This window comes from Streptomyces sp. NPDC056486 (genome assembly GCF_042795295.1).
Classification (GTDB): Bacteria; Actinomycetota; Actinomycetes; order Streptomycetales; family Streptomycetaceae; genus Streptomyces.
Window position 1 is genome coordinate 1 of sequence record NZ_JBHTSF010000017.1, and the last position, 12267, is coordinate 12267.

Here is a 12267-nt window from a genome sequence, read left to right on the forward strand (position 1 = left end):
ATGCCCACACCCAGCGGGTCGGGCCAGGCCGCCGCGCCGTTGAAGGCGATCGTCGCCGCCGTCAGCAACCACGCCGTCTGGCGCAGCAGCGGGAACGGGATACGGATCCACGTCAACAGGAGATCGAGCGCCAGCAGGACGCAGATACCCGCGTCGATGCCGATCGGGAAGACCACCGAGAAGCCGCCGAAGCCCTTCCGCTCGGCCAGGTCACGCACGGCCGTGTACGACCCCGCGAAACCGATCGCGGCGATGACGACCGCACCGGCTACGACCACCCCGATCACAAGCCGCTGCACCCGGCTTAAGACAACAGGCACCTCTCCCCGCCCCCACTCACATACGACTCCCCTGCCTCACCACCCACACTTCAATAGCAAATCACACCTGCACACCATGACCAAGCATCCGGCAACAGAGAAACATCATCAGGACCGCAACCTTCCCTGGCTGCAATGGCTTTGATGCATAAGTGCCTCCCTCATGGCAGACGTCTCACCCTTTTCGACGGGTCGCGAACCGAAAGATGACCCCTCCTTCCCGTCCCACGGTCCGGTCGACCGGCTCAGCCAGGACCTGGACGTGGCCGCCGCGAAATTGGCCCCTACGGCGCGCCGTAGGCCGTGTCCGGGCCGGTCAGGGAGACGACCAGGCCAGGACGTCACGGCTATCCATTGATGATTGCCATCAATGCTGCGGTGAACGGCGCGGGGTCCAGGTCGCCACGGACGGCTAGTTGCTGGCTGTAGCTGATGGAGACGGCCGCGAACCCTTCGGCGATCTGCTCGGCGTGCTGCCTTCGATGGTCGGGTACCAATTCGGCCACTGTGGCCCTCATGGCGGCGAGCTGCTGTCGGACGACGGCCGCCAGCTGCGGCGACACCGCTGCTTCGGCGTAGATCTGGGCTACCAGCCGGGCGTGACCCGTCTCGCGCGCTCGGGCGCGTACGTGTTCGAGGAAGCCCGCGACAGCCTCGACGGTGAGTGCCTTCGGCAGGGCTTCGCCGCCCTGTTCGCAGACTGCGACGACGATGTCGTCCTTGCTGGTGAAGTAGCGGTAGATGGCCCCGTTGGAGAGCCCGGACTCGGTGACGATGTCGGCCATGGACGTGCGGGCGAATCCGTGGCTGGTGAACCGGGCCCGGGCAGCGTCCACGATCTGCCGACGGCGGGCGTCCATGTATTCCTGGCTTACCTTCGGCATAAAAAAGAGTGACCCCTCGTTTTTCTTTGTTACGGTGGATGAGCTTACCGCACCACCGCACACCAGGAGCTTTCATGCGCTACCGGACCTTTGGCCGACTGACCGGACTGCGCGTGTCGGAGTACGCGCTCGGGACGGCGAACTTCAGTACTTCGGACACCGGCGCCGGCCTCGAGGGCTCGCGGCAGATCTTCGAGGCATTCGTCGCAGCAGGCGGCACCACGTTCGACACCTCCAACCTCTACCAGGGCGGACAGGCCGAAACCGTGCTCGGCGGGCTGCTCGGCAGCCGACGGGACGACTTCGTCGTCATCACCAAGTACAGCGGAACGCGGCAGCAGCACCCCAGCCCCGGCACCACCGGCAACAGCCGCAAGACCATGGTCCGCTCCCTGGAGGCGAGCCTGCGCCGGCTCGACACCGACTACGTAGATGTCTTCATGCCGCACTTCCCCGACGGAACCACCCCGATCGAGGAGATCCTGGCCGGGCTCGACGACCTGATCCGCTCCGGCAAGATCCTTCACGGCGCCCTGTCCAACTTCCCCGCCTGGCGGGTCGCCGGCGCCGCAGTGCGGGCGGACCTCCAGGGCCTGGCCCCGCTGGTCGGCATCCAGACCCAGTACAGCCTGGCCGAACGCTCCGCCGAACGGGAACTGCTGCCGATGGCGCAGGCACACGGCCTGGGCGCGTTCCTCTACTCACCGCTGGCCGGAGGACTGCTCACCGGCAAGTACCGACAGGGCGAACAGGGCCGGTTGAGCGCTCGCGGCGACACGATCGAGGGCAGCGCGCAGCGCACCGCCGTCGTGGACGCCGTACTCGCGATCGCCGACGAGAACGGCACAAGCCCCATCCAGGTCGCCCTGGCCTGGCTCCGCCGCCGAGCCGCACAAGCCCACACCGCCCTGATCCCGATCGTCGGCCCCCGCACCCTGACCCAGTTGGAGGACTACCTGCGGTCGCTCCAACTCGAACTCAGCGACCAGCACTACCAGCATCTGGACCAGATCAGCGCAGTCCGCATGGGAACCCCGCACGAGGACGTCGCGGCCGCCCTGGAACACGGCTTCGACGGCGATCGCACACTTCTCGAACCTCTCACCGTTCCCATCGCGTGACCATCACAGGACTTATGTCGCACCCTCCACTTCGTTCGTGGCGCCACCTTCGCCGAGGGCGCCTTGAAGATCTGCACCAGCTACTCGGCAACCCTTGGCAACCTGGCGATCAACCGAACCATCTCCAGAAGACGGCCGCCGGTCAGGGCCTCCGCATCGACGACATCACGCAGAAGATCGTGGAGCGGAGACGGCGCCGATGGAGCGCCCCGGCGAAACCCAGGACGCCGCGGAGCTGATCGCGTTTCTCACCTCCGGTCGCGCCACATGCCTCACCGGTGCTCAGGTCCGGGTCGACGGCGCCATCATTCCCGCGGTCTGAGCCGCATCCCCACACAAGAATCGAGGAGAGACACCATGAACTTCACCCTGACATCACTGATCGTGGACGCCGCGGACCTGGAGCGCGAGAGTTCGTTCTGGCACCGGCTTCTCGGCGGCTCGATCACCAGGACGGCAACGCACAGCTTTCTGCAGATCGACGGCTTCCCCGTGATCGTGATCCAGCACGCTCCGCAGCATGTGCCACCGCAGTGGCTCGAAGGCACCTCCCCCCAGATGCACTTCGACCTCACCACGGACGACGCGGGGACTGCGGACAAGAGGGTGCTTGACGCCGGCGGCCGACGACTGCGGCCGACAGACGATGTCGTCGCCTCAGCCCAGCAGGGCTCCCGGGTGTATGCCAGCCCGGCCGGACACCCCTTCTGTCTCCGCTCGGCCTGACCTGGAAACCGAGCATGAAACCAACACGGCGGCGCCGATTCCACGAACGGCACGACAGGTCTGGTGCGCCGACCGTCAGTCCTCATCGTCCTCGACGTCCTCTGGGGCGCGGAAGGGGCGCAGGCCCTGGCCGGGGCCGCTGGCCTTGACGCTGAACAGGCAGCGGCCCAGGAAGTTGATGTGCCGGTGCTTGAGCGGGGAGAGTGGTGACGCCGGGTCCGTACATATGGAGCGTCCGTGACCAGCACCATCAGCATCCCAGAGCAGTGCGGTGGATCTCGGCTATCTACTTACCGAAACCGGGCGAGCAGAGGAGGGATGAGCGGGATCCCCTCGAACCCGTAGTGCTTCGGAATGGCTTCACACCTCTGACCTCGGATGTTGCCGAGTGATCAGCTCGTGCGGCCGTGTCATCGCCGTCGACGCGAAGACCGGTGCCGTGCGCTGGACGTTCAACGACAAGTCCGGTGGCCATCATGCATGACTGGTGGCCACGGAGGACAAGCACGTCTTCGCCCTGCACGGCAAGAAGCTGCACGCGCTGCCCGTGTAGCGGTTACGCCCTTCGTCCTCGGGCTCAGCTCTTCGGGGTGGTGTCCACCTTGAAGTCCATGTCGACCTTGCCGTTGACGACCGACGCCGCGGTGACCGTCACGCCGTACCGCTGGCCGTCCGCGGTCAGTTCGCAGCGGGTGACTGCCTTCACCTGGGCCGGCAGGTCCTGGGGGCAGGTGAAGGCGTCGGGCTCCCGGCCCACCTGCGCCGTCAGGGCGGCCTTGCCCTGGCGGGCGACCTCCGCCTTGTCCACCGACTGCGCGGCGCCGTCGGCACCCGTGCTCGCGGAGCCGGTGGGCTCGGTGGAGCCACCGGCGCCGGGGGCGTCGTCGACCTTGAAGTCCATCTTGACGTTGTCGCCGTCGACCGACTTCGCGGTGACCGTCATGCCCTGCTTCTCGCCGTCCGCGGTCAGTTCGCAGCGTACGGTCGCGCCGGCCTCGGCCTTGAGGTCCTTTTCGCAGGTGACGTCGTCGGGCTCCCGGCCGATCTTCTTGCCCAGGGCGGCCGAGGCCTTCTCCGCGACCTCGGCCTTGCTCACGGCCGTGGAGCCGCCGATGTGGGCCGAGCACCCCACGGAGAGCAGTGCCGTCAGCACACCCACTGCCGTCCCGGCCACCATCCGGCTCCGTGCTGCCTGCTGCATTGGTCCCCCTGGACAAGTGCGTGTGCCACGCATCTGGATGGGCGAACTTATCACCCGCGTCCCGAGGCCCGGCATCCGAGGCAGGCGGCCGGGCCCCGAGAGGGCCCGGGGGCCGAACCGGTCAGGCGGTGGCGATGGCCGGGTCGCTCACGCCCGGCCTGCCGGTCTCGACGTGCCCGGCCAGGCGGCGCAGGTACGTGTCGTCGCCTTCGGCGAGGATCCGCAGGTCGTACCAGCGTTTGGTACGGGAGAGACTGACAGTGTGGGTGAGCTTCGCGCCCGCACGCACCGTGAGCTTCTCGCTGCGTCCGCCGTATCCGTTGGTGAGGCGCAGGGTCACCTTGGAAGGACCGGAGTTGGTGATCGCCAGCTCGATGCCGCCGCTGCGGGCCAGGTGCCGCGCGGTGACCTCGGGCCCCGCCTCGTTCGCCTTGCCCTGGAAGGTACGCAGGAACCCGTTGGGCCCGTGGACCGTGAGGTCGTACGCGTCGTCGGTCCGTTCCGTCGACCAGGTGGCCGACAGCGTCCTACCGGCGGCGGTCGAGTACACCCAGGGGCCGTCCGTGCGGTTGCCGGAGGTCACGTGGAAGTGCGCGCCGGCCTTCCTGCCGCCGCCGAACGTCAGCTTCACCTCGCCCTTCGCGGCGTCCAGTTCGCTGTCGACCAGTGGGGCGTAGGGCAGCGGCCGGGTGGGGCGTGCGCCCTTCTCCTGCTTGAGCGCCTGCGGGGTGTCGGGGCGCACCGGGACGTAGGAGTCGTGGCGGTCGTTGTCGGTGGGCTCGTAGGCATCGACGTCCGGGAGTCCGGGGCGGCCGGTGTGCTTGAGCGAGAAGTCGAAGGCGGAGGTGAGGTCACCGCAGACGGCGCGGCGCCACGGTGAGATCTTGGGCTCGTGGACGCCGAAGCGCTGCTCCATGAAGCGGATGATCGAGGTGTGGTCGAAGGTCTCCGAGCACACGTAGCCTCCGGTCGACCACGGCGAGACGACGAGCATGGGCACGCGCGGACCCAGACCGTAGGGGCCGGCCTGGTTCTCGGAGTCGCCCTTGTAGTAGTCGGCGGAGGTCTCCATCGTCGCGTCGCCCTGCTCCGTCGTGGCGGGCACGTAGGGCGGGACCACGTGGTCGAAGTAGCCGTCGTTCTCGTCGTAGGTGATGAACAGAGCCGTCCGGCTCCACACCTCCGGGTTGGAGGTCAGCACATCCAGTACCTGCGCGATGTACCAGGCGCCGTAGTTCGTGGGCCAGTTGGGGTGCTCGTCGAACGCCTCGGGCGCGGTGATGTACGAGATCTGGGGCAGCTTGCCCGCACGCACGTCCGCACGCAGGTCGTCAAGCAGCTCACCGCTCTTCTTGATCTCGGTGCCGCGCCGCGCCTTCTCGTACAGTGCGTCCCCCGGCTTCGCCTTGCGGAAGTTCTCGTTGTAGAGCAGCGTGTTGCAGCCGTAGCACCCGATGTAGGCGTCCTCGGTCCAGCCCCACTCGCCTTCGCCGTTCAGGCCGTTGCCGATGTCCTGGTAGTACTTCCAGGAGACCCCGGCCTCCTCAAGCCGCTCGGGGTAGCTGGTGCCGCCGTTGCCCGGCTTGTCGCCGGAGACAACCTGTCCCCCGATGCCGGTTTCGTCGCCGCCCTGGTAGCCCGTCCACATGTAGTAGCGGTTGGGTTCGGTGTTGCCGATGTACGAACAGTGGTAGGCGTCGCACACGGTGAACTTGTCCGCGAGGGCGTAGAAGAACGGGATGTCGTCCCGGGTCATGTACGCCATCGTCTCCTCGGACTTGGCGGCGATCCAGCCGTCGTACGCGCCGTCGTTGAGCGCCTTGTGGCTGCCGTTCCAGCTGTGGTCGAGGCCCGCGAGGAACTTCATGCCGAGGTCCTCGTCGTCCGCCCGGTAGGGCAGCACCTCGGTCGCGGAGCCCGGCTCCTTGGGCTGGTGGAAGACGGACTTTCCGCTCGGGAGCGTCACGGGACGGGGGTCGCCGTGGCCGCGTACTCCCTTCATCGCGCCGAAGTACTGGTCGAAGGAGCGGTTCTCCTGCATAAGGACCACGATGTGCTCGACGTCCTTGAGGGAACCGGTACGGCGCGCCGCCGGGATCGCCGCGGCCCGGTCGATACTGCTGGAGAGGGCCGCAAAGCCCGCAGTTGCTCCCGTTATTTGAAGGAAGCGGCGCCGGTTGAGTTCGGGCATGACTGAAGACCTCATAAGGATGCGCGAGACAGCAGAGACGCGCGCAGTCTGCCAAGGTCACAGCTACCGCGGAAGCCTTGTGTCGACTAAGTGGCGCTACATCCCCTTTGGTCGAAAAAAAGACTCTTCGCCATGCTCCGCGACGGCACCTTCTACCAACCCCAAACCGCCCCAGCCCCTTGCCCAAAGTCATAGGGGCACCCCCCGGCCGACTCGCTCGCCAGTCCGGGGGCGCTCCTCGGTGGCTGCGCCATGGCACGCCACCACGTTTCCAGCCCAGCCGCTACAAGTCGCCGCGAGGAGTGGACAGAGCCCCGCCGTCAGGCGGCGGAGGAGGCGATGTCGCTGTCCAGCGCGGCCAGCAGCCAGTCGTGAGCCGCGCCCGGCGTGGGATATGCGGGGTCGGCCAGTTCGGCGACGAGCTGCCAGTAGTGGTCGACACGGGGGTCCGCCGCCAGCACGCCGCCGAGCCGCTGCCGAAAGACGGGTGTATCGCGCGCCCCGCGCGAGCGGGCATACGCGGCGACGAAGCAGTCGAGCGCATCGCACCCGTCCGGCGGCCACTCCGCACGCAGGGCCGGGGCCGCCAGGGCGTATGCCTCGCTGAGCCCGTCGTAGAGCACCGCCGGGCGGTAGCCCGCCTCCGGCCGGTGTGCCGCGGGCTGGCCGCGGTCGTTTCCGGTGCAAGGTCGGGAGACAAAGGCGTGCAGCCGGGCGAAGGCCAGCACCTGAGCCGGGTCCGGATCCTCCGGAGGCTGCGGAACCGCCTGCTCGAGGATCGAGGACACCAGCCGGGCCGGAAGCCGCGGCGGCAGCCAGCGCCGCCAGAACCGCGCCAGCGCTTCCGTGCTGGGCGGGGCGGCCACGGTCCCCACGAGCCGCAGCCTCTCAGCACGCTCCTTGGCGGTGCAGTCCCGCAGCAGGTGCAGGGCCGCCTCACGCCAGCGCAGGGCGGCGAGTTGCGAACCGAGCGCCCGCAACTGCCCCGCGATGATGTCCTCCAGGGCGTCCTCCTCGTCCAGGACCCGCCCCACGTCCGGCACCGGCAGGTCCAGGGTCCGCAGAGAGCGGATCAGACGGAGCCGGTCGAGCGCCTCGGGGCCATACCGGCGATGTCCACCGGCGCTGCGCGCGGCCTCGGGCAGCAGACCGCGGTCCGAGTAGAAGCGGATGGTCTTGACGGAGACACCGGCGTGCTCCGCGAGCTCTCCGATGCTCCACATGCCGTCGGGCGACAAGGCTTGAACCTCCCTCAGGGGGAGTTCTTACGGTACCGGCGAGCGCGGACGGCCGTATGGCGCCCCGCGCACCCAGAGCACGCGAGGAGAGGTTCATGACGGCATTCATCCTGGTGGCGGGCGCGTATACCGGTGGCTGGGTCTGGCAGGAACTCGCGGCCCGGCTACGGGAGTCGGGGGCCGAGGTCCATCCGGCGACGCTCACCGGCCTGGGCGATCGGCGCCATCTGGCAGGCCCCGGCACCGACCTGGAGACGCACATCCAGGACCTGGTCGGACTGATCGACCACGTGGACACGCAAGATGTGGTGATTGCCGGCCACGACTACGGCATCCACCCGGTGCTCGGCGCGGCCGACCGCCGCCCGGACCGGATCGGCCGGATCGTCCACCTGGACACCGGTGTCCCCCGGGACGGCGAGCCCGCCCTCGGTCTCGTCCCCGACCAGAAACTTCGCGAACTGCTCCTGGACGAGGCGGAGGCAGCCGGGGCCGACTGGCGGATCTCTGTCCCGGCACCTGAGGACTGGCAGCGTTGGGGCAGCACCGCCGGCATCCCCGACGATGCGCTGGCCCGGCTGACGCGCCTGGCCGCCCCGCACCCGCGGGGCGCGCTCAGGCAGCCGCTTCGGCTGACCGGCGTGACAGCCCAGCTGCCGACGACCGGCGTCCTGTGCACCAAGAACGGGTCGAGCATCGCCGCCATCGAGGCCTTCGCAGGGCTCGGCGACCCCCGCTCCAAGATGCTCGTCGAGCGCCGCGTGACCTTCTTCGAACTCGACACCGGGCACTGGCCGATGCTCTCCGCCCCGGACGAGCTTGCCACCGTCCTGCTCAAGGCCGCCGCAGGGGACGGATACCGGCTGGCCCCCGCGGCGGGCGAGCGGCCGGCGCATCTGCGGCCCTTCCTCCTCGACGTGCCAAAGCGGCCGCGCGAACGAGTGGGGCACCTCGACCTCTACCTGCCCGAAGCGGAGGGCCCTCGCCCGGCGGTGGTGTTCGTGCACGGCGGTCCCGTGCCCGCCGGCGTGGCGCCGACCCCGCGCGACTGGCCTGCCTTCATCGGCTACGGCCGCTACGTAGCGAGCCGGGGCGCGGTCGGCGTGACGCTGGACCACCGGCTGCACGACCTCACCGACTTCGAGCGGGCCGCCGAGGACGTCGCCGCGGCGGTCGAGCGCGTCCGCGCCGACCCTCGTGTCGACCCGGACCGCGTCGCGCTCTGGTTCTTCTCCGCCGGCGGGCTGATCTCGACGGACTGGATCGCGGCGCCCCCGCCGTGGCTGCGCTGTGTGGCCGTGTCGTACCCGGTCCTCGCTCCGCTGCCGAACTGGGGCCTGGCCGACACTCGTTTCCGGCCCGTGGCCGCGCTGCGCACCGCCGGCGCGCTGCCGATCGTACTGACCCAGGTGGGGCGGGAACGCGCCGAAATCGCGGCAACCGTGCAACAGTTCCTCACCGCCGCGGCGACCCACGAACGGAACATCGAGGTGATCGACGTCCCCGAAGGCCTGCACGGCTTCGAGACGACGGAGCCCACCGAGGAAACCCGTCGAGCCGCGCACGATTCGGTGCGCTCCGTCCTCGACCACCTCATGGACTGACTTCGCCCACCTTGAGGATCGACCCGCTCCGTCCGTCGTCCGGGGCCCCGCGACGAGGCGTCGACAGATCGCGCAGCGCTCAAGAAGGCGATGAACTCGTTAATGCGGTCCTCGCAGACCTCCGCGAGCACGAAGGGGCCGCCCGCCTCGATCTTGCCGTCCGTCGTAATGCGGGACTTCCCCGGCCTCGCTCGCTCCGCATCGTCGGTCATCGAGCGGCGACGCTCGTGAGCGGTTGGTTGATGAGATTGCGCCCCTGATCGACGCGATGCTGCGGTCGGAGATGGGTCGGTGCCTGGTAACCCAACCCTTGCTTCACCTATCGATATTCGATAGATTCCCATCGTAACTCGATGGAGGGATGGGTCATGGGAAAGCTGGCAGTGCGCGCGCTGCGCGCCGTGCTCGTGGTGGTGCTCACCGGCACCGTGTTCGTACAGGCATTGATGGTGTGGGCGTTGGTCAGTGGGAGCGACCCGGAGGACGGATCGCTCCCACAGACCCCGCTGCGCGTGATCACGATCCTGGGCATCGGGACGGCCCAGGTCGCCCTGGTCTGTGTATGGCGACTGGTGACGATGGTGCGAGCCGGAACCGTGTTCTCCCACGCCGCCTTTCGGTACGTGGACATCATCATCGGCGCGATCGTTGCGGCTGCTCTCGTGTGGTTCGCGGTCACGGCCCTCAATGCGCCCGGCCAGCGGGACGACCCGGGCGTCACCGTCATCATGGGCGGGATCGGCCTGGCCATCCTGGGAGTCGCACTCATCGTGCTCCTGCTGCGCATACTGCTCGCCCAGGCCGTCACGCGCGATGCCGAAGCGACGCAGATGCAGGCCGAGTTGGACGAGGTGATCTGATGCCGATCGCCGTCGACATCGACGTGATGCTGGCCAGACGGAAGATGTCCGTGGGCGAACTCGCCGACCGCGTAGGGATCACGCCCGCCAACCTGGCGGTACTCAAGAACGGCCGCGCCAAGGCGGTGCGCTTTGCGACGCTCGCCGCGCTCTGCGAGGTGCTCAAGTGCCAGCCAGGCGACCTGCTTCGCTGGGAGCCCGAGGACACCGCGGGCGACTGAACCGTGCCTGCCGACGCGGCATCGCCGATCCCGCTTGCCTTTGACCAACTCCGCAAGCATCCCGGGGCCGCTTGCGTTCCTCGGGAACGCTGCGTTCGCAGGGGATGATCCGCACACGGCGCCAGAGCGCGTAGCCGGCGCCCACCTCGGGGCGGTGATTGCCCAGCAGCCACAGCCTGTGCGTGGGGGAAGTAGCAAAGTTCTACCGCATCCGCCGTGCGGTGATCGTGACGCCGCCGGTCACCCTCCTCTCCCGGGGCCACAAACACCAGGGGCCCCAGCCGGGACCGGGAGACGACGGACCACAACACACAAGGCTGTCTGATCGACGCAGTTTTGCAGCATGCGGCGACGGTGGTGCCGTAAACCCCGCCGGCCACACGGAGTTCACGCGAACCTCTCGTTTGTTGAAGTGCCAACTGTGGGAATGAACCTGCTTGTTGAGACGGAAGTGTCATCCCCTGCAGGAGGCCCCATGCGCCGTCGACTGACCGCTCTCGCCGTGAGCGCCGCTTCCCTCACCCTGGGACTAGGCGTAGCCACCACCCCCGCGTCGGCCGTGCCCGCCGACAAGGCGCAGGTGCTCAGCAGCTGGACCCAGACCGACGCGGGCAGTTACAACGCCTGGGTGTCGGCCAACGGGAATCAGGGGGCCTGGAGCGCCTACCAGTTCAACTGGTCCACCGACTACTGCTCCAGCTCGCCCGACAACCCCCTGGGCTTCCCCTTCAAGACGGCCTGCGCCCGCCACGACTTCGGCTACCGCAACTACAAGGAAGCGGGCACCTTCAACGCCAACAAGGCGCGCGTCGACAGCGCCTTCTACGAGGACCTGAAGAGAGTGTGCGCGAGATACAGCGGCGCGACGAAGACCACGTGCAACGGGACGGCCTGGACCTACTACCAGGCCGTCGACAAGCTCGGCCTCACCGGTGTGGTGGGAGACGGGACCGCCCCCTGACCAGCCGGCCATCTGAACGAAGGGCGGTGACCACGTGCGGGTCACCGCCTTCAGTCTCCCCCGCGGCCGCGGCGAGGCCGCGAGCGGAGCGTCACCATGGACCACGCCTCCGTACATGAAGTCCCCCCGGCAATGGCAGTCGCTATATGAACTCGCCCCTTGTGCAGCGCCAGTGAGGTGGGTCGCCCATTGCCTTGCTCGTAGAGCCCGGTTTGGGCTCGTGGCCTCCAGGGCCGGTAGGACTTGTTGCCCCTGTCCTTGATGATCCGGGGGTGCTGTCACCGCTCCTGGTGGCACCGCTTGATCGCTGATGAGAGCGTGTCCGCCGAGGGGCGAGCTGCGCAATGTGGCTGCCGACTGCCGGTCCCCTGGTAGGCCGCCCGGTGTACTCCCGGGGATGGAAAGCCCGGTGATCAGCAACGACTTCACCTCGATCGAGGTGTTCTGCGCCCTGGACGTAGGCATGTCCACCCACCACGGCACGGCCCTGCTGGCCGACGGCCGTACGACCTTCGACAAGCCGCTGCCCAACGGTGAGCCCCGGCTGCGGGAACTGTTCACCCGCCTCCAGCGCAAGGGCAAGGACAAGGTCCTGGTGGTGGTCGACCAGCCAGCCTCCATCGGCACGCTGGCAGTGACGGTCGCCCGCGCCTGCGGCTGCGGGCGCGGCTGCGATGTCGCCTATCTCCCCGGCCTCTACCGACCGCGGTCAACTCCGGGGTGAGTGTTCCGGCGCCTTTTCCGCTCCGGGTACACGGCCCAGCGCCGGCCGCAGAACCGGTGCATGACGCTCCAAGAAATCCCACAGCTGGTCGGGGGCCCGCCCGGGCGGCCGGGCGCGCCCGCGCGCGTCCGGCATTTGCACGAACAACCCCGGAAAATTGCCGCCGGCGCGGGGAATCAGCCCAACCGAACGCCACAACGGCTGGGAAATTAAACG

General features: G+C 68.4%; 13 protein-coding genes and 3 pseudogenes. 10 read left to right on the forward strand and 6 right to left on the reverse strand.

Annotated features, from left to right (window positions below; all coding sequences use genetic code 11):
• Window positions 1-299: DUF2637 domain-containing protein (locus tag ACFQ7F_RS09975; RefSeq protein ID WP_383268830.1), on the reverse strand; the 299-nt coding region annotated here is incomplete at its 3' end.
• Window positions 300-667: 368 nt separating this feature from the next.
• On the reverse strand, window positions 668-1204 hold the full coding sequence (locus tag ACFQ7F_RS09980) for a TetR/AcrR family transcriptional regulator (protein ID WP_383268832.1): 537 nt from the start codon (window positions 1202-1204) through the stop codon (window positions 668-670).
• A gap of 74 nt (window positions 1205-1278) precedes the next feature.
• Between ACFQ7F_RS09980 and ACFQ7F_RS09985 the strand changes: the two genes are divergently transcribed.
• From ACFQ7F_RS09985 to ACFQ7F_RS10005, 5 genes and pseudogenes are all read left to right on the forward strand, one after another.
• The gene (locus ACFQ7F_RS09985; protein WP_383268834.1) at window positions 1279-2325 is read left to right on the forward strand and encodes an aldo/keto reductase; all 1047 of its coding nucleotides are present in this window, start codon (window positions 1279-1281) and stop codon (window positions 2323-2325) included.
• A 94-nt stretch (window positions 2326-2419) separates the two neighbouring features.
• Window positions 2420-2647 (forward strand): SDR family oxidoreductase, encoded by a 228-nt coding sequence (locus tag ACFQ7F_RS09990; protein WP_383268836.1) that lies wholly within the window; start codon window positions 2420-2422, stop codon window positions 2645-2647.
• Between the two features lie 35 nt (window positions 2648-2682).
• Window positions 2683-3051, forward strand: coding sequence for a VOC family protein (locus tag ACFQ7F_RS09995; protein ID WP_383268838.1), 369 nt, complete (start codon window positions 2683-2685; stop codon window positions 3049-3051).
• Window positions 3052-3114: 63 nt separating this feature from the next.
• Complete coding sequence (locus ACFQ7F_RS10000; RefSeq protein ID WP_383268840.1) at window positions 3115-3261, forward strand: hypothetical protein; 147 nt, start codon at window positions 3115-3117, stop codon at window positions 3259-3261.
• A 193-nt stretch (window positions 3262-3454) separates the two neighbouring features.
• Window positions 3455-3604: pseudogene (locus ACFQ7F_RS10005) on the forward strand (hypothetical protein); the annotation flags it as partial.
• Between the two features lie 24 nt (window positions 3605-3628).
• Here the strand turns inward: ACFQ7F_RS10005 and ACFQ7F_RS10010 are convergent.
• The 3 genes from ACFQ7F_RS10010 to ACFQ7F_RS10020 form a co-directional block, all read right to left on the reverse strand.
• Complete coding sequence (locus tag ACFQ7F_RS10010) at window positions 3629-4252, reverse strand: DUF4333 domain-containing protein (protein WP_383268843.1); 624 nt, start codon at window positions 4250-4252, stop codon at window positions 3629-3631.
• 121 nt (window positions 4253-4373) lie between these two features.
• On the reverse strand, window positions 4374-6443 hold the full coding sequence (locus ACFQ7F_RS10015) for a phosphocholine-specific phospholipase C (protein ID WP_383268845.1): 2070 nt from the start codon (window positions 6441-6443) through the stop codon (window positions 4374-4376).
• Between the two features lie 320 nt (window positions 6444-6763).
• A complete protein-coding gene (locus tag ACFQ7F_RS10020) occupies window positions 6764-7666 on the reverse strand; it encodes a MerR family transcriptional regulator (protein WP_383268975.1) in 903 nt (300 codons plus the stop codon).
• Window positions 7667-7776: 110 nt separating this feature from the next.
• Here ACFQ7F_RS10020 and ACFQ7F_RS10025 point away from each other — a divergent pair, with 110 nt between their 5' ends.
• The 3 genes from ACFQ7F_RS10025 to ACFQ7F_RS10035 all read left to right on the forward strand — a co-directional run bounded on the left by ACFQ7F_RS10025 (window position 7777) and on the right by ACFQ7F_RS10035 (window position 10366).
• On the forward strand, window positions 7777-9285 hold the full coding sequence (locus ACFQ7F_RS10025; protein WP_383268848.1) for a dienelactone hydrolase family protein: 1509 nt from the start codon (window positions 7777-7779) through the stop codon (window positions 9283-9285).
• Between the two features lie 368 nt (window positions 9286-9653).
• Complete coding sequence (locus ACFQ7F_RS10030; RefSeq protein WP_383268850.1) at window positions 9654-10145, forward strand: DUF2975 domain-containing protein; 492 nt, start codon at window positions 9654-9656, stop codon at window positions 10143-10145.
• Window positions 10145-10366: a helix-turn-helix domain-containing protein gene (locus ACFQ7F_RS10035; RefSeq protein ID WP_383268852.1), complete on the forward strand. Its 222-nt coding sequence runs from the start codon at window positions 10145-10147 to the stop codon at window positions 10364-10366. The genes ACFQ7F_RS10030 and ACFQ7F_RS10035 overlap by 1 nt, the downstream gene beginning before the upstream one ends.
• A gap of 70 nt (window positions 10367-10436) precedes the next feature.
• Here the strand turns inward: ACFQ7F_RS10035 and ACFQ7F_RS10040 are convergent.
• A pseudogene (locus ACFQ7F_RS10040) lies at window positions 10437-10622 on the reverse strand (DNA primase); the annotation flags it as partial.
• Between the two features lie 219 nt (window positions 10623-10841).
• Between ACFQ7F_RS10040 and ACFQ7F_RS10045 the strand changes: the two are divergent.
• Together ACFQ7F_RS10045 and ACFQ7F_RS10050 are read left to right on the forward strand one after the other, a co-directional pair.
• Entirely contained in the window at window positions 10842-11327 is a 486-nt protein-coding gene (locus ACFQ7F_RS10045) for a phospholipase (protein ID WP_383268855.1), read from the forward strand.
• 409 nt (window positions 11328-11736) lie between these two features.
• A pseudogene (locus ACFQ7F_RS10050) lies at window positions 11737-12024 on the forward strand (transposase); the annotation flags it as partial.
• Window positions 12025-12267 lie beyond the last annotated feature (243 nt).

What these genes read in the sequence shown, in the direction of transcription:
- ACFQ7F_RS10030 (WP_383268850.1), top strand. Translation starts at nt 9,654, where the DNA reads ATGGGAAAGCTGGCAGTGCGCGCGCTGCGCGCCGTGCTCGTGGTGGTG.
- ACFQ7F_RS10025 (WP_383268848.1), top strand. Translation starts at nt 7,777, where the DNA reads ATGACGGCATTCATCCTGGTGGCGGGCGCGTATACCGGTGGCTGGGTC.
- ACFQ7F_RS10015 (WP_383268845.1), bottom strand. Translation starts at nt 6,443, where the DNA reads ATGCCCGAACTCAACCGGCGCCGCTTCCTTCAAATAACGGGAGCAACT.
- ACFQ7F_RS10020 (WP_383268975.1), bottom strand. Translation starts at nt 7,666, where the DNA reads ATGTGGAGCATCGGAGAGCTCGCGGAGCACGCCGGTGTCTCCGTCAAG.
- ACFQ7F_RS10045 (WP_383268855.1), top strand. Translation starts at nt 10,842, where the DNA reads ATGCGCCGTCGACTGACCGCTCTCGCCGTGAGCGCCGCTTCCCTCACC.
- ACFQ7F_RS10035 (WP_383268852.1), top strand. Translation starts at nt 10,145, where the DNA reads ATGCCGATCGCCGTCGACATCGACGTGATGCTGGCCAGACGGAAGATG.
- ACFQ7F_RS10010 (WP_383268843.1), bottom strand. Translation starts at nt 4,252, where the DNA reads ATGCAGCAGGCAGCACGGAGCCGGATGGTGGCCGGGACGGCAGTGGGT.
- ACFQ7F_RS09995 (WP_383268838.1), top strand. Translation starts at nt 2,683, where the DNA reads ATGAACTTCACCCTGACATCACTGATCGTGGACGCCGCGGACCTGGAG.
- ACFQ7F_RS09980 (WP_383268832.1), bottom strand. Translation starts at nt 1,204, where the DNA reads ATGCCGAAGGTAAGCCAGGAATACATGGACGCCCGCCGTCGGCAGATC.
- ACFQ7F_RS09985 (WP_383268834.1), top strand. Translation starts at nt 1,279, where the DNA reads ATGCGCTACCGGACCTTTGGCCGACTGACCGGACTGCGCGTGTCGGAG.